Origin of the sequence: Catenuloplanes sp. NPDC051500, from assembly GCF_044454585.1 — a bacterium.
Classification (GTDB): domain Bacteria; phylum Actinomycetota; class Actinomycetes; order Mycobacteriales; family Micromonosporaceae; genus Catenuloplanes.
The window spans coordinates 1-17,855 of sequence record NZ_JBITDX010000010.1 but is presented as its reverse complement, the minus strand read 5'-3'; the positions used below and the strand labels follow the sequence as shown (position 1 = coordinate 17,855).

Genomic DNA, 17,855 nt, shown 5'->3' with positions numbered 1-17,855 from the left:
TAACCCCAGGTGGGTACGGCCGAACGGCCGGATTGCGCAGCCCCTACGCCAAACGCCCAGCGCTGCCACCGGGCGGAACTACAGTGCGTATTGCTATGACGGACAGTAATAAGGCGGTAACGATCGCGGCGGAGCTGCTCTTCGCGGCGCTCTTTTTCCGCGTCCTCTATCACCTGGTCCGGCGCCCGGACCCGTTGCAGTACCGGGTGACCCTGATCTTCGCGGCGCCGACCGCCATCTTCCTGGTGGACGTGGTGAACAGGCTGGCGCCCACGCCGATCATGATCGGCCCGCTCAAGGTCACCGCGTTCTACCTGCCGGTCCTGCTCCTCCAGCCGTACCTCACCATGCGCCTGATCGCGACGTTGCGCCCGGTGCGGCGGGAGCTGACGCTTGCCGCACTCGCCGGATTCGTGCTCCTCGGCGCCACGCTGCTGGCCGTCCGCGCCCCCTCGCCGATGCGCGCCCCGCTCCTGATCGTCACGATGGTGTTCTTCGCGATCGCCGAGACCGTGCCCGGCCTCTACCTGGCCGGCGTCGCACGCCGCCGATCCGGCTCATCCCGTACCCGGCTGTGGATCGCGGCAGGCTCCACGATCGCGTTCGCAGGCGTGGTGGTCCTGATGGGACTGGCCGCGATCACCGCGCCGTACCAGCCCCCGCCCCCGGCCCCTCAGACGACCTCGCCGGTCTCCCCGTTCTCGGTCGCGGCCCGGGTGCTCGCCGTGGCCTGCGGCGCCGGGTACGCGGCCGCGTTCCTGCCGCCCGCCTGGCTGCGCCGGATGTGGTCCGCGATCACGCTGCAGAACGTCACCGAACGCCTGCTTGGGGCGCCGGCCACCGAGACCGCACCACAGATCTGGCAGCGGTACGCGGAGATGATGCGCGCCGAGTCCGCCGCGGACGCGGTCGTGGTGCTGGCCCGCAGGAGCGACGGCCAGGTCGACCAGATCGCCTACGCGGGCGAGGTCGACCTGCCGCTGTCCGGATTCGACGTCGACGACCTGGACGAGCTGGCCGGCGCCGTACAGCCGGTGCCGCTCGCCGCCGCCCCGCCGTTCTCCCGGGCGGCCCGGCCCGTTCTCGCCACCCACTACGCCGACCAGGGCGCGCAGGGGCACCTCACCACGCTCGGCATCCGCCTCTCCCCGCACCAGACCGGCGCCGTCCTGCTCCTGCACCGCTACCGCGGGCTGTTCAGCGAGGACGACCTGCGGTTGCTTGCCGACTTCGGCGGCCACGCGAGCGTGCTCGCCGAACGCAGCAGCGTGCTGGCCGAGCAGCGGCGCCTCGCGGCCGAGCAGCACCGGCTCTCCGACGAGCTTGCCGTGTCCGTGGCCCAGCTGACCGCGGCCAGCCAGGCGAAGAGCGACTTCCTGGCAAATATGAGCCACGAGCTGCGGACACCGCTGAACGCGATCATCGGCTTCAGCGACCTGATGCGCGGCGAGAAGCCGGTCGACGACCAGCGCACCGTCCCGGCCGACTGGGTCGACCACATCCACAACAGCGGCCGCCACCTACTCGGCCTGATCAACGACATCCTTGACCTGGCCAAGGTCGAGGCGGGCCGGATCGACCTGCACCCGGCGCCGCTGCGGATCGACACCGCCGCGCGGGAGCTGCTCACCGGCCTGCGCCCGCTCACCGACAAGAAGTCGCTCACCGTCGACTTCCGCCTGCCGGAGCTGACCGTCCGGGCCGACGCGCTGCGCTTCCGGCAGATCCTGGAGAACCTGCTCTCCAACTCGATCAAGTTCACGCCCGAGGGCGGCACGATCACGCTTGACGCCGGCAGGTTCACCGACGAGGACGGCCAGGCGATGGTCACGCTCCGCGTGGCCGACACCGGCGTCGGCATCGCCGAGGACGACCTGCCGCGCGTCTTCGAGGAGTTCCAGCAGGTCGGCGACCGCGCGAACCACCAGGCCGGCACCGGGCTCGGACTGGCACTGGCCCGCCGCCTGGTCCAGGCACACGGCGGCGACATCACGGCCACGTCCACGCTCGGCGTCGGCAGCGGCTTCACCATCACGCTGCCGGAGGCGACCGGGAACCCGGCTGCCGGCGACACCGTGCTGGCCGAGCCGCAGGACGAGGCGCGCGGCCGGATCCTGCTGATCGAGGACGACGCGCGGTCCGCGGAGCTGATCCGGACCTACCTGGTCAAGGCCGGCTACCGGGTGGAGATGGCCGCGAACGGCGAGTCCGGCCTGCACGCGGCGCGCCTCAACCCGCCGGACGCGGTCCTGCTCGACGTGGTGCTGCCCGGCATCGACGGCTGGGCCGTGATCCGCGAACTGAAGCGGGACGGGCTGCTCGCCTCGATCCCGGTGCTGTTCATCTCCGTCGTCGACGAACGGCACGCCGGCATCGCGATGGGCGCGGCCGACTTCCTGGTCAAGCCGATCGCGGACCACCAGCTGGTCGGCTCGCTGGCCCGGCACATCCTCACCGGCCCCACGGGACAGCCCACGGTGCTCGTCGTGGACGACGACGCGGACAGCCGCCACTCTGTCGAGGCGAGCCTGCGTGACGCCGGCGCCGAGGTGGTCTCCTGCGCGGACGGCCGCGAAGGGCTGGAGATGAGCCGCCACAAGCACTTCGACCTGATCGTGTGCGACCTGCGCATGCCGGACCTGGACGGCTTCTCGCTGCTGTCCGCGTTCAACGAGGATCCGGCGAACGCGGACGTGCCGGTGGTCGCGCTCGCCTCGACCACAAGCAGCCACTCCGAAATGTCCGGCAAGCTCCTGGCCCGCGCCATTCACGGCACCGAGGAGTGGGAGAACCTGGTCGCCATGGCCAGCGGCACCGCGGCGGCCCGCCGCCACGACCCCGACACAGTGGAACGAGGTGACCGATGACCGCGCGAATCCTGCTTGTGGAGGACGAAGAACTCAACCGCGTGCTGGTACGGGCCGTGCTGGCCCGGGCGGACGACCCGGAGGTGCGCGACGCCCGGCTGGTCGAGGCCGGCAGTCTCGCGGCCGCCCGCGACGTGCTGCACAGCCCCGACCCGGTCGACGTGGTGCTGCTCGACATGAACCTGCCGGACGGCAGCGGCCTCGACCTCGCGACCGAACTGGCCGGCACCGACGACAAGCCCCGCGTCATCGCACTCACCGCGAGCGTCCTGCCGAGCGACCGGGCAGCCGCGCTCAAGGCCGGCTGCGACGGCTTCCTCGACAAGCCCTACGCCGCCGCCGACCTGGTCTCGGTCATCGCCAGCCACCTGCCGCACTGAGAGTTCAGGCCGGGGCCAGGACGATCTCCGGGCGGGCCTTGCCGTCCCGCTCGCTGACGATGGCAAGCAGCGTGCCCTGCGCGCTGAGCACCGCATACGGTCCGTCGATGCCGGCGCGCTCAAGCGGGCCGCCGTGGGAGAGCGTGCGCTCCTCCTCCGGCGTGGCCTCGCGCACCGGGAAGCAACGCCGTGCCGCCTCCGGCATGGGCAGCGTCACCACGTCCGGCGAGCGCTCCTCGAGCTGCTCAAGCGTCAGCGCCTCGCCGAGCGGGAACGCGCCCACCTCGGTGCGCCGCAGCGCGGTCAGGTGCCCGCCAACGTTCAGCCGTGCGCCCAGGTCCCGCGCGATCGCCCTGATGTAGGTGCCGGACGAGCAGCTGACACTCACGTCCACGTCCACCATGTCGCCGTCCCGGCGGATCTCGTGCACGTCCAGCCGGGAGATGGTGATCCGCCGCGCGGCGAGCACGACCTCCTCGCCGTCGCGCACCTTCTTGTAGGCGCGCTCGCCGTTCACCTTGATCGCGCTCACCGAGCTGGGCACCTGGTCGATCTCGCCCTCGAACGTGGCCAGCGCCGCCCGGATCTGCTCGTCGCTCACGTGCCCGGCCGGCGTCGTCGCGGTCACGTCGCCCTCGCGGTCGTCCGTGACCGTGGTCTGCCCAAGCCGGATCGTGCCGTCGTAGCTCTTGGTCGCGCCGGTCACGTAGGTCAGCAGCTTCGTACCGCGCCCCACGCCGATCACCAGCACGCCGGTGGCCATCGGGTCCAGCGTGCCGCCGTGCCCCACCCGCCGCGTCTTCGCCAGACGCCGCATCCGTGCCACGACGTCATGCGACGTCATGCCACCCGGCTTGTCCACTACGACCAGACCTTCCACGTGCCACCCCATCCTCACCACAAGCTTGGACCGTCGATTATCCCGGCCCGCGGTGGCGTGGCCCCGCCGCTCCCTTCCCTTCGAGCGGCCGGCGGGACCTTGTCACTCAGGCGACGTCGAAGAGCCGCAACCCGTCATAGGTCGCGAAATCCTCGAAATCCTTCGTGTTAAACGTCGCGAGTGGCACCCCCTCGATGATGCAGCTCGCGGCGATCCAGGTGTCATTGGCCGGTCTCGGGCGCCCCCGACGCTCGGCTCGTCCCTGCAGCTCCCCCCAGAGCACCGCGACGCGCTCGTCGTAACGCACCACAGTGACCCCTCGCTGCCAAGATCTGAGTCTGGCCCGGCGTTCCCGTCCCCAGGGACGCATGGCGTGCCACTTGGTGAGCTCTCCCAGCGTCGCAAATGACATAAAGGCCTGGCACCGCGCGAGTCGTGCCACCACGTCAGGTGCGAGTCGTCCCTGGAAACTGCGTGAGGACACATCGGTGTCGAGAACGACCTTCTTCATGCCGCATCACTGTGATGCTCCAGGCAGTGGCGCTCACGACGCCTGGACTCGTAGAGATCCGCAAGAAACTCGTCGAGCTCCTCGTCGGACTCGAAAAAGCCGGGTACAGCCAGATCCGCAGCCGAGCGCAGTGGTTCGACGCCCTGCTGGCGCGCTTGTTCATCGAGCGACACGTGTGGGAGCTCCAGAATCCACCGAGGGATCCAGGCGGGCGGACGATATTCCTCGTCGCCCTTGTCCAGCGTCGGACTTTCATCAGCCATAGAGGCCTCCAGCCGGTCGGTTTTCCTTCCGCCCGATTGTGACGACGGCTGGGAGTCGCCGCTACCCCACTTACTGATTAACCGAACAGCCTCGGCGCCCTCCGAGAGACCGGGGACAACGTCTCAGCAAACGACCTCAACTGCGAAAATGCCTCGATCAAGTAACCCCGGAAAGACATTTCAAGGTCACCGACTCGCGAGAATCAGACATGCATAAACGGTCACGTTAATGTCCCTCGAAAGGGGATCAGTGAGGTGCCGGGCGCGTCGCGCCGGTCAGGGACCAGGACGGCGTCCGAATGCGCCACAATAACGCCACCAACCGGATCAGCGTGAACAGCGCCAGCCCCGACCACACCCCGCCCAGGCCCAGATCCAGCGCGTACGTCACCCAGATCCCCGGCAGGAAGCCGCCAAGCGCCGCGACGATCGTCATGTTCCGCATGAACGCCACGTCCCCCGCGCCGATCATGACGCCGTCCAGCGCGTACACCACCCCCACGAGCGGCAGCAGCCCGGTGAACCACGGCCACACCACCAGCGCCTGGTCGTGCACCGCGCCGTCCGGCGTGAACAGTGCCGGGATCACCCGCGCGCCCGCACCGAAGACCACCGCGAACGCCACGCCGGACGCCAGCCCGATCAGCCCGATCTGCCGGCCCAGCCGGCGCGCCTGCGGTTCGTCCCCGGCGCCGAGCGCGGCGCCGACAAGCGACTGTGCGGCGATCGCCACCGCGTCGAGCACAAGCGCGGCGAAGAACCACAGCTGAATGGCGATCTGGTGGGCCGCCAGCGCGGCGTCGCCGTAGCGGGCCGCGACCGAGGTGGCGGACAGCCAGCACGCCTGGAACGCGGCGCCACGGATCAACAGGTCCCGGCCGACCACCAGCTGGGCGACGATCTCGGCGGGGCGCGGGCGTAGCGGGGTCCGCTCACGCAGCAGCGCGACCACGAAGAGCAGGCCGGAGCCCAGCTGGGCGACGACGTTCGCGACGGCGGAGCCGTGCAGGCCGAGGCCCGCCGGGTAGACCAGGAGCGGGCAGAGCACCGCGGAGACCACGTTCGCCGCCACCACGATGGCGAGCGGCCTGCGGGTCTCCTGGACGCCGCGCATCCACCCGTTGCCGGCCGCGACAAGCATCAGGCCTGGTGCGCCGAGTACCGCGATGCGCAGCCACTCCTCGGCGTTCCGCGCGACCGGCGTGGGCCCGCCGGCCAGTGCATGGGCAAGTGGACCGGCCACGACCTGCACGATCGCGATGATGGCCAGGCCGATGAGCAGCGCCAGCCAGGACGCCTGCACGCCCTCCTCGACCGCGGCCCGGCGGTCACCGGCGCCGTAGCGGCGGGCGGACCTGCCGGTCGTCCCGTACGCCATGACCGTGCCGAGCCAGGCCGCGAACGACATGACGGTCCCGCCGATGCCGAGCGCGGCCAGCGGCACCCGGCCGAGGTGGCCGACCACCGCGGTATCGACAAGCACGTAGATCGGCTCGGCGGCCAGCACGACCAGGGCGGGCAGGGCGAGCGAGGCGATCCGGCGCAGCGGCACCCGGTCGGCGGTGTCGGAGTCGTTCATCGCCGGGCATGGTGACACAGGCCGGGTAAGGACTGCAAGCGCACGGCAGCGCTTACACGTACCCTCGGCGGATGGTGGTTATTGGCGGGTGTCCAGCGAGACCTGCAGCGCGCGGCGGGCCTGCTCCTTGGTGTCCTCGGCGGGGCGCGTGACGGCAGGGGACGGGGCAGCGGCCGGGGTCGTGGTGACCGGGGCAGCCGGGCGCGTGGCGGTGATGGTCATGGTGTGGTCCTCAATGGTCGAGCCCGGGCACGCGAACGGCGCGCCCGCGACAGGCGGTGCCTCTGCGACACGCCAGCGGGCCCTCCGGGATCACCGGAGCGCTGCCGCGGCGGCGCGCGAGCCCCGAGTCGGTCGGACCCTGGAGCAACCATGCAAAAGCAAACAATCAGCGTGGGTACGGACGGCGGTGACCGCACCCACAAGCACGCTACCCAAATTAACGTTAAGTCGAGGACGGTGAGCCGACACTTCCCGTTATACGGACAGGTAATCGACCTGCGGGAATCCCGGTACGGATGTCACCGGGCGAAGAAGTGCCAGCCCAGCCACCACCAGAAGCCGAGAATGCCGATCCGGCCGACCGGCACCCGCCCGACCTGGTACCGCATCACGTAGCCGCAGACGTCGCCGAGCGCCGGCACCCGCGAGCCCTCCCGCCGCGCCGCCAGTTCCACCGCCACCATCAGCAGCCCGGCCAGCGCGAACCCGGCGACCGCGAACGCACGCGTCATCGCCGCGCCAGTCCCCAGAACGCGGACATCCAGCCGAAGTAGGCGACCGTGCGCGTGCCCGGATCGGCAAGCAGCGGATCCACAAGTTTGGACAGCGTGGGATAGGTGGCCTGGGAGCCGCTCAGAAACGTGGAGCTCTCGAACGCCACGAAGACCACCGCGGGCGCGAGCCACCACACCGCGCCGCCACCGGGCCGTCCCGGGGCCGCCCGGCGTGGCATCCGCTGCGACAGGCCGTACCACATCAGCGTGCCGCCGATGCTCAGCGAATAGAGGTTGGCCGCCGTGGAGAACGACGGAAGCTGGCCGCCGACCAGCGAGAAGACGGCGAAGACGGGCATGACCACCAACGGCCGGTCCCACGCTCTGGGCGCATCGACCGCGATTTCCCGGGGAGCCTCCATGAATCGATTGTCGCCGTGACCCCTCACTCCCGGCCAGAGTCCCGAGCGCACTTCACCACGATGCGAAGAGCATGAAATTCATTGTCCCGCTCCCGCGGTGGTCCGGCCCGCACGCTCCCGCGGGCCGCGGCCCCGCGGCGCACGGTCAACACCCGGTCGGCGTGGGACAACGGCACGCCCGTAAGTAGGCGGGGAAAAGCCGGAGGCCCGTGTGTCATGCGTCGAGATCCGCCGAGCACGGCCTAGCGGATGAGCGACTCGTCAAGCGTGGAGCGGATCGCCGCCAGCACGTCCGCGGGGGTGCCCGTGCCGGTGAACCCGGCCGCGGCCCGATGGCCACCGCCGCCCAGCAGGCCGGCGACGCGGGACACGTCGACCGCGCCCTTGCTGCGCATCGAGACGGACCAGGCGTTCTCGCCGATCTCCTTGAGCACGACGCACACGTCCGCCTCGGCCACGCAGCGCACGGAGTCGATCAGCGCCTCCAGCACGTGCGGGCGCTGGCCGTGGCGTTCCAGGTCGGCGAGCGTCGCGGTGGTCCAGCACAGGCCATGGCCCGCGGCGGCGTCCTGGTCCAGCTCGCAGCGGCCGAGCACCTCGCCGAAGAGCTTGACGGCGCCGAGCGGACGACTGTCGAAGACGCGCTGCGCGATCTCGCCTGGGCGGATGCCGGTGGCGATCAGCCGCGCCGCCATCAGGTGCACGGACGGCGTGGTGGCCGCGAACCGGAACGAGCCGGTGTCCGTGGTGAGCGCGGTGTACAGGCACTCGGCGATCTCCGCGTCCAGCGCAACGTCCAGCCGGTCGAGCAGCTGCTCGACCACGACTGACGTGGCCGCGGCGGCCGGGTCCACAAGCCGTACCGCGCCGAAGCCGGGGTTGGAGGCGTGGTGGTCGAGCATCACCGTGTCGCGGGCGGTGTCAAGCCGGCCGGCCAGTCCGCCGAGCCGGTCGGTGCTGGCCGCGTCGAACGTGACAAGCAGGTCGGGCGCCGTCCACGCCTCGGTCTCCGGAATGACGAGGTCGATGCCGGGGATCTCGCGCAGCGGCTCCGGCACGTCCGGCGGGCCGGGGAAGGTGGCCTGCAGATGACGGGCGCCGAGCCGGCGCAGCCCGTGCGCGAAGCCGAGCATGCTGCCGAGCGCGTCGCCGTCCGGGTTGACGTGGCAGACAAGCAGGATCCGCCCGTCGGGAAGCCAGCGCCGGACCGCGGCCACGGCCTCCGCCCAGTCCACCTCGCGCGGCGGGCCGATCGGGCCCTCCGCGGCGGTCCTGGGCGGCGGCACGACGGCGCGGGCCGGCGCGGCGGTCACCGCTTCTCCTGCTCGACGAGCTCGTCCGCGTCGTCGAGGTCGTCCTCGTCGTCGTCTTCCTTGTACGGCTGGGCGTCGCCCGCGTACGTGGCATTGGCGGCGATCTTCTGCGTCTCCGCCTCCGCCTGGCGCGCCTGGGCCAGCAGGTCGTCGATGTGCTTCGCCTGGTCCAGGACGTTGTCCAGGACGAAGGCGAGCGACGGCGAGTGCCGGATGCCGAGCGCCTTGCCGACGGTGCTGCGCAGCAGACCCTTCGCGCTCTCCAGCGCGGCCGCGGTCGACGCCTGCTCGGTGGCGTCGCCGAGCACCGTGTAGAAGACCGTGGCCTCACGCAGATCCGCGGTGATCCGGGCGTCGGTGATGGTGATCATCCCGAGCCGGGGGTCCTTGATCGTGCGAACAGTGGTGGCCACCAGCTCACGTACGCGCTCGGCGTGCCGGCGTACCTTGGCCGGATCACTCATCTCGTCCACCTCCACGCTGACAGTACTCGTGCGTCATATGCCTCAGTCGTCCGCGCCGAACAGGCGGCGGCGAGCCGACAGTAACTCCACCTCGGGACGACCGGCGACCAGTCGTTCGCAGGTGTCAAGCACCTCGCCGACGTGGCCGGGCTCGGCAGCAACGACGGCCACGCCGATCTCGGCGCGGCCGTGCAGATCCTGGGAGCCCACCTCGGCGGCGGAAACCTCGAAACGTCGCAACGCGGCGACGATGGGCCGGACGTACCCGCGCTTCGCTTTGAGCGATCGCGAGTCACCCGGCAGGAGCAGGTCGAAAACCACGGTTCCGGTAAACATCGCCGCGAGTATTCCACTGCTCCCCAGCAAGTGCCAGCGCCTTTCCCCACCCTTTCGGACGGGGAAAGGCGCTGGTCACAGTCCTACAGACCTACACGCTTACGCGCGCGGCTTCTCGCGCATCTCGAAGGTCTCGATGATGTCGCCGACCTGGACGTTGTTGAAACCGCCAAGTGTCAGACCACACTCGAAGCCCTCGCGCACCTCGGTCGCGTCGTCCTTGAACCGCTTGAGGGAGCTGATCGTGACGTTCTCCGCCACCACCGCGCCGTCGCGGATGACCCGGGCCTTCGCATTGCGGCGAATGAGCCCCGACCGGACGATACAACCGGAGATGAGTCCGATCTTGGAAGAGCGGAAGACGTCGCGGATCTCCGCGCTGCCCAGCTCGACCTCTTCGTACTCCGGCTTGAGCAGGCCCTTGAGCGCCGCCTCGATCTCCTCGATGGCCTGGTAGATGACGGTGTAGTACCGGATCTCCACGCCCTCGCGGTCGGCGATCTCCCGGACCTTGTTCGAGGCCCGGACGTTGTAGCCGATGATCGTCGCGGCCGGGTCGGACGCGCTGGCCAGCATGACGTTGCTCTCCGTGATGGCACCGACGCCACGGTCGAGGATCTTGAGCTGAACCTCTTCCGGAATGTCGAGCTTGAAGAGCGCGTCCTCGAGCGCCTCGACCGAACCCGAACCGTCACCCTTGAGGATGAGGTTGAGCGAGGTCTTCTCGCCCTCCTTGATCTGCTCCATGAGCGTCTCAAGGGTGGCGCGGCCACGCGAGTTGGCGAAGCTCGCCGCGCGGCGGCGTGCCTGCCGCTGCTCGGCGATCTGCCGCACCGTGCGGTCGTCCTCGGCTGCGAGGAACGTGTCGCCGGCGTTCGGCACCGCGGTCAGACCGAGCACCAGGACCGGACGCGCCGGACCCGCCTCGGGGATCGGCTTGCCGTTCTCGTCGAGCATGGCTCGCACGCGACCGTGCGCACCACCCGCGACGATCGAGTCGCCGGCCCGCAGCGTGCCCTTCTGCACCAGGACGGTCGCGACAGCACCGCGGCCCTTGTCCAGGTGCGCCTCGATCGCGACACCCTGCGCGGCCCCGTCGATCGGAGCGGTGAGCTCCAGCGACGCGTCCGCGGTCAGCAGCACGGCCTCGAGAAGCTCCTCGATGCCGATGCCGGGCTTCGCCGCGACGTTGACGAACATGGTGTCGCCGCCGTACTCCTCGGCGACCAGACCGTATTCGGTCAGCTGCTGGCGTACCTTGTCCGGGTTCGCCTCGGGCTTGTCGATCTTGTTGACCGCGACAACGATCGGCACCTCAGCGGCCTTGGCGTGGTTCAACGCCTCGATCGTCTGAGGCATCACGCCGTCGTCCGCCGCGACCACCAGGATCACGATGTCCGTCACCTGCGCACCACGAGCACGCATGGCGGTGAACGCCTCGTGACCCGGGGTGTCGATGAAGGTGATCGCACGCTCGATCTCGTTGTGCTCGACGTGCACCTGGTAGGCGCCGATGTGCTGGGTGATGCCACCGGCCTCACCGCCCATGACGTTCGCCTTGCGGATCGCGTCGAGCAGCCTGGTCTTACCGTGGTCGACGTGACCCATGACAGTCACGACCGGCGGGCGGACGACCAGGCGGTCCTCCGCGACCTCGGCGTCGAGGTCGATGTTGAACTGCGCCAGCAGCGCGCGGTCCTCGTCCTCGGGGCTGACGATCTGCACCGTGAAGCCGAGGTGCTCGCCGAGAAGCAGCAGCGTGTCGTCGGAGCACGACTGCGTCGCCGTGACCATCTCACCCAGGTTGAACATCTCCTGGACGAGCGTGCCCGGGTTCGCGTTGATCTTGTCGGCGAAGTCGGAGAGCGACGCGCCACGGGACAGCCGGATCTCCTGGCCGTTACCCCGGGGAGCGCCCGAGCTCATCGTCGGGGCCGACAGATTGTCGAACTCCTGACGCCTCTGCTTCTTCGACTTCCGTCCGCGAGCAGGCTTGCCACCCGGACGCCCGAAGGCACCCGCGGCACCGCCGCCACGACCGCGGCCGCCGCCACCGGGACGACCCGGAGCGCCGCCACCGGCCGGTGCGCCGCCACCGGGGCCACCGCGGTAGCCACCGCCACCACCGGCGCCACCACCGGGACCGCCACGGAAGCCGCCGCCGGCACCACCGGCGCCACCGCCGGGACCGCCACGGAAGCCGCCGCCACCAGCGCCGCCACCACCGGGACCGCCGCGGAATCCGCCGCCACCGCCACCGGGACGACCAGCGCCGCCACCGCCGCCGGGACGGCCTGCGCCGCCACCGCCGGGACCGCCACCGGGACGACCGGGGCGCTGCGTCGGCATCGAGGCCGGGCTGGGCCGCGGCGGCATGGACGCCGGGCTGGGCCGCGGCGGCATGCCGGCCGGGCTGGGCCGGCCACCGGGACCGGCGGCCGGAGCCGACGGCCGGTTACCGCCCGGCGTGATGCCGAACGGGTTGTTGCCACCGCTGCGCGGCGGACGGTTGCCACCGGGCGCGCCGCCCTGGCCGGGACGGCCCTGACGGTCGCCGGGACCGTCACGACGCTCCGGACGCGGGCCGTTGCCCTGGCCACCCTGGGGCGCCGGCGGACGGGCCGCGGGCGAACCGGGACGGGGCGGCATGGCGCCGGGGCCGAACTTCGGACGCGGATCGGCTGCGGGGCCCCCACCTTCACGGCGGATGGTCTCGCGCTGACGGGCGGCCTGCTGGGCGGCCTTGACGGACGCCTCCTGCTCGGCCTTCAGCGCGGCGGCGCGCTGCTCGGCAGCGGCCACCTCGATGTCATGGGCGCTCGCCGGCTTGGCCACGGGGGCCGGAGGACCGGGAAGAGGCGCCTTGGGACGAAGGGACGTCGGGCTCGGTGCCGGGCTCGACGGGTTGCGCGGCGCGGCCGGAGCCGGGCCGGGCGCGGGCGTGCCGGCGCCGTTCGGGCCGGGGACCGGAGGTCCCGGGCGCCGCGGCGGACCGGGACGCGCTGCCGGGCCGGGACGCGGGGCGTCACCGGAACCGGACGGGGCCGGCGCAGCCGGCGCGCTCGGCGCCGACCCTGCGACCATCGCACCCCTCAGCCGGCGGGCGACAGGCGCCTCGACCGTGCTGGATGCCGACTTGACGAACTCGCCCATCTCCTTGAGCTTGGCGAGCACGACCTTGCTTTCGACCCCGAGCTCTTTGGCAAGCTCGTGTACGCGGGCCTTTCCTGCCACTGCACTCCTCACTCCGAGGTCGTGCGGGCACGGCCCGCATCGACCTCACTCGTGCACTAGAAGCCTGGTCATTTCAGGGACTTCATCGTGTGCTCATGTTGGTCGTCCACCTTGCTGGTCCGGGCGGGGCGATGCCCCGCCACCAGTAGTCCCATGCGGTGCGGAGACCGCACGGATGTGCTCGGCCAGCGGCGCGGTGTCCAGGACACCGGTGAACCGCAGCGCCCGGCCGAAGGCCCGGCGCCGCTCCGCCAGCGCGAAGCAAGCCGGATCGAGGTGCAGGTGTGCTCCCCGGCCCGGCAGCCTGCGACGAGGGTCGGGCCGAAGCTCGGCACCCACCATGACGAATCGCAGGACTTCAGATACAGATGCGCGGTGCCGGCAGCCGACACACGTGCGAATCGGGGACTCCAAGCGCGGATCCTGCTCCACAGAACGCAGACTTCGATCTGCGGAGTGCAGATTTTGACCTACGGAGTGCAGAGAGCCACCCGCGATTCGCCCCACGCCTAGAAGTCTACCCCTAAGCGCCCGCGGCGGCGCCGCCTGGTTCGGCCGCCTGGTCCGTGCGATCCCGGCCGCCGCCCTGAGGCTGCTCATTATCCGGCCGGATGTCGATCCGCCAACCAGTCAGCCGGGCGGCGAGTCGCGCGTTCTGGCCCTCACGCCCGATCGCCAGCGAGAGCTGGAAATCAGGCACCGTGACCCTCGCGGTACGACTTCCGGCGTCGACGACCTCCACACGCAGCGCCTTCGCGGGCGAGAGCGCGTTGCCGACGAACTGCGCCGGATCGTCCGACCAGTCGATGATGTCGATCTTCTCACCGTGCAGCTCGCTCATCACCGCGCGGACCCGCTGGCCCATCGGGCCGATGCAGGCGCCCTTCGCGTTGACGCCCGACACGGTCGACCGGACCGCGATCTTCGTACGGTGACCTGCCTCACGTGCGATCGCCGCGATCTCCACGGCGCCGTCCGCGATCTCCGGAACCTCGAGCGCGAAAAGCTTCTTCACCAGGTTCGGGTGGGAGCGGGACAGCGTGATCTGCGGGCCGCGGAAGCCCTTCGCCACGTGCACCACGACGCAGCGGATGCGCTGACCGTGGTCGTACTGCTCGCCGGGGACCTGCTCCACCTGCGGGAGCACCGCCTCCAGCTTGCCCAGGTCGATCGTGACGATGCCCTTCTCGGTGCGCGCCTCGTGGGCCTGGATGACGCCGGTGACCAGGTCACCGTCGCGGCCCACGTACTCACCGAAGTGCACCTCGTCAGTCGCCTCACGCAGCCTCTGCAGGATGACCTGCTTGGCCGTCATGGCGGCGATCCGGCCGAAGTCGTGCGGGGTGTCGTCCCATTCCCGGGTGGTGACGCCGTCCGCGTCGACCTCCTGGGCATAGACGGACGCCGCGCCCGACTTGCGGTCGATCCGCACGCTGGCCTGTGCCTGTGCGCCGTCCGTGTGCCGGTACGCGGTAAGCAGCGCCGTCTCGATCGCGGCGAGGATCGTCTCGAACGGGATCTCCCGCTCACGCTCCAGCGCACGCAGCGCCGCGAGGTCGATGTTCACCTCTCCTCGCCCTCCAGTTCCTCGTCGTCCTCGTCGTCCTCGTCGTCTTCGTCGAGGTCGTCGTCCTCAAGCTCATCATCGTCGTCGTCACCGTCATCGCCGGGCGCGAATTCCGCCTCGTCGACCCGGTTGAACTCGATCTGCACCTTGCCGGGCCCGAGCTGGGCGTACTCCGCCTCGACGATTCCCTTGGCCGTCTCGATGACGACCCCGTCCTCGTCCGCCGCGGTGATCCGCCCGGTCACCTGCTTGTCCCCGGCCGTGACCTGCACCAGCCGGCCCACGTTGCGCCGCCAGTGGCGGGGCAGGGTAAGCGGCCGGTCCACGCCCGGCGAGCCGACCTCCAGCTGGTACTCCCCCGGGACCAGCTCGCCGCCGGTCTCCTCGGCCTCGTCAAGGGCCGTGGAGATCGCGCGGGAGACCTGCGCGATCGCGTCCAGGCCCACACCGCCGTCCGCGTCCAGCAGGATGCGGAAGATCTGCCGGCGCCCGGCCCGGGAGATCGTCAGGTCCTCCAGGTCGCAGCCGGACTCGGCGACGACCGGGCCGATGATCGATTCCAGCCGGGCACGGAGCGCCACGGTGTCCACCCGCGGCCGCTGGGGACCCGGGGACGGCCTGCGCCGGTCGGGTGCGGCGGCCCCGCGGGCACCCGGGCCCGATCGGCCGGCACCTCGGCCACGCTGCGTCATCCCGCATACCCCCTCGCGCTCGGCCACCGGCGGCAATCAACCGCAAACCTATTGAAAGCGGCCACGCCAGTGGTCCGCTGGGCCCAATTCACCCAGCGGTTGCGCTGAGCGTAACGCGACGGCCGGTACGTCGGCGGGCCGCCGCACCGATCTGTCCTCCCAGCGCGCGACAGTCACTACGCTACGCATACCCTCCGATACAACGAGAAACGTCGCGACAGGTTCCGCACCGGTCGAGACCATCCGTACGGCGTGGTGTTGACTGTTTCTCTCGCTGTGACGCGCCTTACGGGAGGAATTTCAGATGGCTTCCACCCGCCGCCGACTGCTGGCCGGCACCGTCACGCTCGCCGGAGCCACCGCGCTCGCCGGCTGCTCCCTGCTCGACGAGGAGGAGACGCCGCCGCCCCCGCCACCACCGCCCGACGCGCTCGAGCCGATGCTTGCCGAGACCCGCACGCTCGCCGACCGCTACCAGGCCGCACTCCTCGCCCAGCCGGCATTGGCGGCCCGGCTCACCCCGATCATCGAGGCACACACCGCGCACATCGCCGAGCTGACGAAGATCATGACCCCGCCGCCGTCGCCGCCCACCACGTCCAGCAGCGCGCCCGCCGTCCCCACGGCCTCCGCCACGGTCCCGGCCGACACCACGATCGCCGATCTCCGCGCCGCCGAGCAGGCCGGCCAGAAATCCGCGGCCACCGCCTGCGCCGACGCCCCCGCCAACCGCGCCGCGCTCCTCGGCTCGATCGCCGCCGCCCGCGCCACCCACGCCGAGGTGCTCAGATGACCGTTCCACCGGAGCTCGCCGCCGCACTCGCCGGCGAGGAGGCCGCAATCTTCGCCTACGCCCCGATCGGCGTCCGCCTCACCGGCAACGCTCTGATCACCCAGGCCCGCGACGCCGAGGCCGCCCACCGCGACCTCCGCGACGCGCTCCTCACCCGCTTCGCCGACCTCGGCGGCACCCCGTCCCCGCCGGCGGCCGGCTATTCGCTCCCGTACCAGGTCACCGACCAGGCGACCGCGCTGACGCTCGCCATCGAGATCGAGGAGCGTGCGGCGGCGATCTGGCGCGCGGCCCTGCCCCCGACCACCGGCACGGACCGGGTGCTCGCCCTCAACGCCCTCACCGACTCAGCCCTCCGCGCTACCCGGTGGCGCGTCTCCGCGAAAGTCAGCCCGGCGACGGTCCCGTTCCCGGGGCGCACTATCTAAGGATCTATGTCGTCGTCCGGTTCGGCGGGGTTTGGGCCGCGGGCTGCCAGCTCTGCGGATTATGCGGGGGTGGAGCGGGAGTGTTGGATCCGCCGGCCGCGCTCTCGTTGCGGAAGCCTGGGTCGAGAGCCCTGGTATTTCGCGGTCTGGCGGCTTGGGCTGGGTGGTGTTGGCGGCGGTTCTTTGCCTCCGGCGGCCCTCCGGGGGGAGCGCTCCGGCTCCGGGGCGACGGGAAGCGCAGGTCAGCTTCGCTGGCAGAGCCTTGTCGGGTTTCGTGTGGCCTGAGTGTTGGATCCGCCGGTCGCGCTCTCGTTGCGGAGGCGTAGGTCGAGAGTCCCCGGTATTTCGCGGTCCGGCGGCTTGAGCTGGGTGGTGTTGGCGGCGGTCCTCTTGCCTCCGGCGGCCCTCCGGGAGGAGCACTCCGGCTCCGGGGCAACCGCAAGCGCAGGTCAGCTTCGCTGCTAGAGCCTGTCGGTGGTCGGGTTTGGTGTGGCCTGTCTGCCCCGTCTGTCATCGACCCGGGCAGAGCCGAGCAGATCATCGGCAGGGCCGCCAGGCTGGGTGGTGTTGGCGGCGGCTTGATTGGGTCTTTCGAGTCTGCTGGTCGCGCTGGGTTCGCTGGGCTGCGGTTTTGTGGGTGGGCGCGTGTTTCTGGCCGCGCTGCGGGGTGTTGGTATCTGCCCGTTGGTGGCGGCCCTGCCGATGATCTGCTCCCCGAAGGGCGGGTCGACGGCAGACGGGGCAGCCAGGCGGTCACTTTTGTGTGCTTCGCACACAGCGGGGACAGATCAAGAGAAGGGGCGCATAGCGTTAGCAAGGGTGCAGCCCGCGCGAATGTCACTTCGAGGCGTGGGCGGGCATGGGGGAGCGTTGACGCAACGGGGTAGGCACGACGCGGGCAGCACGGGCAGCACCGGCAGCACGGGCGCCAGAAATATTAGTTTATGGCGGACAGCACGCGGCGTAATGGCGATTGGATCAAGACGGAATGTACATGGGAGTGGTTGTGGCTCAGTCATAACCACTCCCATGTACATTCCGTCTTGATCAGCATTAGGGCAGCGGTAAGCGGAGCCCCAACCGAGGGCAAAAAAGCCGCCAAATGACACGCCGCGCTAGCCCCACCTCGATCAGGTAACACGCATAGCGAGATAGCTCGCCTCGACCACCCGCCGCTTCCCGATCGCAGCCGCGCGGAAGAGCAGCAGGACCCTCAGCAGGCGTGATCACCCAGCTCATCGACCCGTGATCACCGGGTCTCGATCATGAGAGGTCAATGAGCGGATCCAGCGCGAGCCATGGGCGATTTGTCTAGCCTCGGTCTTTCGCTAACGCGGTATTTCATAGCCGATCATCAATAAGTTTGGCGTGGCTGGTGATTTCCCGTTTCGGGCATGCCGAGTGCCCGGC

Annotated in this window: 18 protein-coding genes; 4 read left to right on the top strand and 14 right to left on the bottom strand. The window is 70.5% G+C overall.

Translation table 11 applies throughout. The features are described from left to right. The first annotated feature begins 95 nt into the window (after positions 1-95). Entirely contained in the window at positions 96-2,867 is a 2,772-nt protein-coding gene (locus ACIA8K_RS21135) for a response regulator (protein ID WP_396061704.1), read from the top strand. Beyond that, positions 2,864-3,247: a response regulator gene (locus ACIA8K_RS21130; RefSeq protein WP_396061701.1), complete on the top strand. Its 384-nt coding sequence runs from the start codon at positions 2,864-2,866 to the stop codon at positions 3,245-3,247. The genes ACIA8K_RS21135 and ACIA8K_RS21130 overlap by 4 nt, the downstream gene beginning before the upstream one ends. Positions 3,248-3,251: 4 nt before the next feature. Here the strand turns inward: ACIA8K_RS21130 and truB are convergent, their stop codons facing one another. The 14 genes from truB to rimP form a co-directional block, all read right to left on the bottom strand. Then, positions 3,252-4,139, bottom strand: coding sequence for a tRNA pseudouridine(55) synthase TruB (truB, locus tag ACIA8K_RS21125; protein WP_396061698.1), 888 nt, complete (start codon positions 4,137-4,139; stop codon positions 3,252-3,254). A gap of 94 nt (positions 4,140-4,233) precedes the next feature. Next, entirely contained in the window at positions 4,234-4,638 is a 405-nt protein-coding gene (locus ACIA8K_RS21120; RefSeq protein WP_396061695.1) for a PIN domain-containing protein, read from the bottom strand. After that, on the bottom strand, positions 4,635-4,901 hold the full coding sequence (locus ACIA8K_RS21115; protein WP_396061692.1) for a hypothetical protein: 267 nt from the start codon (positions 4,899-4,901) through the stop codon (positions 4,635-4,637). The genes ACIA8K_RS21120 and ACIA8K_RS21115 overlap by 4 nt, the downstream gene beginning before the upstream one ends. 247 nt (positions 4,902-5,148) lie before the next feature. After that, the gene (locus tag ACIA8K_RS21110; RefSeq protein ID WP_396061689.1) at positions 5,149-6,480 is read right to left on the bottom strand and encodes an MATE family efflux transporter; all 1,332 of its coding nucleotides are present in this window, start codon (positions 6,478-6,480) and stop codon (positions 5,149-5,151) included. Positions 6,481-6,558: 78 nt separating this feature from the next. Then, a complete protein-coding gene (locus ACIA8K_RS21105) occupies positions 6,559-6,702 on the bottom strand; it encodes a hypothetical protein (protein ID WP_396061686.1) in 144 nt (47 codons plus the stop codon). 299 nt (positions 6,703-7,001) lie between these two features. Then, positions 7,002-7,214, bottom strand: a complete 213-nt coding sequence (locus tag ACIA8K_RS21100; RefSeq protein ID WP_396061683.1) for a DUF6186 family protein — start codon at positions 7,212-7,214, stop codon at positions 7,002-7,004. Further along, the gene (locus tag ACIA8K_RS21095; RefSeq protein WP_396061680.1) at positions 7,211-7,618 is read right to left on the bottom strand and encodes a hypothetical protein; all 408 of its coding nucleotides are present in this window, start codon (positions 7,616-7,618) and stop codon (positions 7,211-7,213) included. The genes ACIA8K_RS21100 and ACIA8K_RS21095 overlap by 4 nt, the downstream gene beginning before the upstream one ends. 242 nt (positions 7,619-7,860) lie before the next feature. Next, positions 7,861-8,904, bottom strand: coding sequence for a bifunctional oligoribonuclease/PAP phosphatase NrnA (locus ACIA8K_RS21090; RefSeq protein WP_396062213.1), 1,044 nt, complete (start codon positions 8,902-8,904; stop codon positions 7,861-7,863). Positions 8,905-8,927: 23 nt separating this feature from the next. Further along, the gene (gene rbfA / locus ACIA8K_RS21085) at positions 8,928-9,395 is read right to left on the bottom strand and encodes a 30S ribosome-binding factor RbfA (RefSeq protein ID WP_396061677.1); all 468 of its coding nucleotides are present in this window, start codon (positions 9,393-9,395) and stop codon (positions 8,928-8,930) included. A 42-nt stretch (positions 9,396-9,437) separates the two neighbouring features. Next, positions 9,438-9,731, bottom strand: a complete 294-nt coding sequence (locus tag ACIA8K_RS21080) for a DUF503 domain-containing protein (RefSeq protein ID WP_396061674.1) — start codon at positions 9,729-9,731, stop codon at positions 9,438-9,440. A gap of 99 nt (positions 9,732-9,830) precedes the next feature. Continuing rightward, on the bottom strand, positions 9,831-12,965 hold the full coding sequence (gene infB / locus ACIA8K_RS21075) for a translation initiation factor IF-2 (protein ID WP_396061671.1): 3,135 nt from the start codon (positions 12,963-12,965) through the stop codon (positions 9,831-9,833). A gap of 93 nt (positions 12,966-13,058) precedes the next feature. Further along, entirely contained in the window at positions 13,059-13,565 is a 507-nt protein-coding gene (locus ACIA8K_RS21070; RefSeq protein WP_396061668.1) for a YlxR family protein, read from the bottom strand. Further along, positions 13,489-14,532, bottom strand: a complete 1,044-nt coding sequence (gene nusA, locus ACIA8K_RS21065) for a transcription termination factor NusA (RefSeq protein ID WP_396061665.1) — start codon at positions 14,530-14,532, stop codon at positions 13,489-13,491. The genes ACIA8K_RS21070 and nusA overlap by 77 nt, the downstream gene beginning before the upstream one ends. Then, on the bottom strand, positions 14,529-15,224 hold the full coding sequence (gene rimP / locus ACIA8K_RS21060) for a ribosome maturation factor RimP (RefSeq protein WP_396061662.1): 696 nt from the start codon (positions 15,222-15,224) through the stop codon (positions 14,529-14,531). The genes nusA and rimP overlap by 4 nt, the downstream gene beginning before the upstream one ends. A gap of 304 nt (positions 15,225-15,528) precedes the next feature. Between rimP and ACIA8K_RS21055 the strand changes: the two genes are divergently transcribed. Both ACIA8K_RS21055 and ACIA8K_RS21050 read left to right on the top strand, forming a co-directional pair. Then, positions 15,529-16,017, top strand: a complete 489-nt coding sequence (locus ACIA8K_RS21055; RefSeq protein ID WP_396061659.1) for a hypothetical protein — start codon at positions 15,529-15,531, stop codon at positions 16,015-16,017. Beyond that, positions 16,014-16,445, top strand: coding sequence for a ferritin-like domain-containing protein (locus tag ACIA8K_RS21050; protein WP_396061656.1), 432 nt, complete (start codon positions 16,014-16,016; stop codon positions 16,443-16,445). Before ACIA8K_RS21055 ends, ACIA8K_RS21050 begins: the two co-directional genes overlap by 4 nt. Positions 16,446-17,855 lie beyond the last annotated feature (1,410 nt).

Bases quoted from the DNA above. Each gene is read 5' to 3' on its own strand.
- ACIA8K_RS21115 (WP_396061692.1), bottom strand. From the start codon at position 4,901: ATGGCTGATGAAAGTCCGACGCTGGACAAGGGCGACGAGGAATATCGT.
- ACIA8K_RS21070 (WP_396061668.1), bottom strand. From the start codon at position 13,565: ATGAGCAGCCTCAGGGCGGCGGCCGGGATCGCACGGACCAGGCGGCCG.
- ACIA8K_RS21095 (WP_396061680.1), bottom strand. From the start codon at position 7,618: ATGGAGGCTCCCCGGGAAATCGCGGTCGATGCGCCCAGAGCGTGGGAC.
- ACIA8K_RS21130 (WP_396061701.1), top strand. From the start codon at position 2,864: ATGACCGCGCGAATCCTGCTTGTGGAGGACGAAGAACTCAACCGCGTG.
- truB (WP_396061698.1), bottom strand. From the start codon at position 4,139: ATGGGGTGGCACGTGGAAGGTCTGGTCGTAGTGGACAAGCCGGGTGGC.
- ACIA8K_RS21120 (WP_396061695.1), bottom strand. From the start codon at position 4,638: ATGAAGAAGGTCGTTCTCGACACCGATGTGTCCTCACGCAGTTTCCAG.
- ACIA8K_RS21135 (WP_396061704.1), top strand. From the start codon at position 96: ATGACGGACAGTAATAAGGCGGTAACGATCGCGGCGGAGCTGCTCTTC.
- ACIA8K_RS21105 (WP_396061686.1), bottom strand. From the start codon at position 6,702: ATGACCATCACCGCCACGCGCCCGGCTGCCCCGGTCACCACGACCCCG.
- ACIA8K_RS21080 (WP_396061674.1), bottom strand. From the start codon at position 9,731: ATGTTTACCGGAACCGTGGTTTTCGACCTGCTCCTGCCGGGTGACTCG.
- ACIA8K_RS21110 (WP_396061689.1), bottom strand. From the start codon at position 6,480: ATGAACGACTCCGACACCGCCGACCGGGTGCCGCTGCGCCGGATCGCC.
- ACIA8K_RS21100 (WP_396061683.1), bottom strand. From the start codon at position 7,214: ATGACGCGTGCGTTCGCGGTCGCCGGGTTCGCGCTGGCCGGGCTGCTG.
- rbfA (WP_396061677.1), bottom strand. From the start codon at position 9,395: ATGAGTGATCCGGCCAAGGTACGCCGGCACGCCGAGCGCGTACGTGAG.
- ACIA8K_RS21055 (WP_396061659.1), top strand. From the start codon at position 15,529: ATGGCTTCCACCCGCCGCCGACTGCTGGCCGGCACCGTCACGCTCGCC.
- ACIA8K_RS21050 (WP_396061656.1), top strand. From the start codon at position 16,014: ATGACCGTTCCACCGGAGCTCGCCGCCGCACTCGCCGGCGAGGAGGCC.
- rimP (WP_396061662.1), bottom strand. From the start codon at position 15,224: ATGACGCAGCGTGGCCGAGGTGCCGGCCGATCGGGCCCGGGTGCCCGC.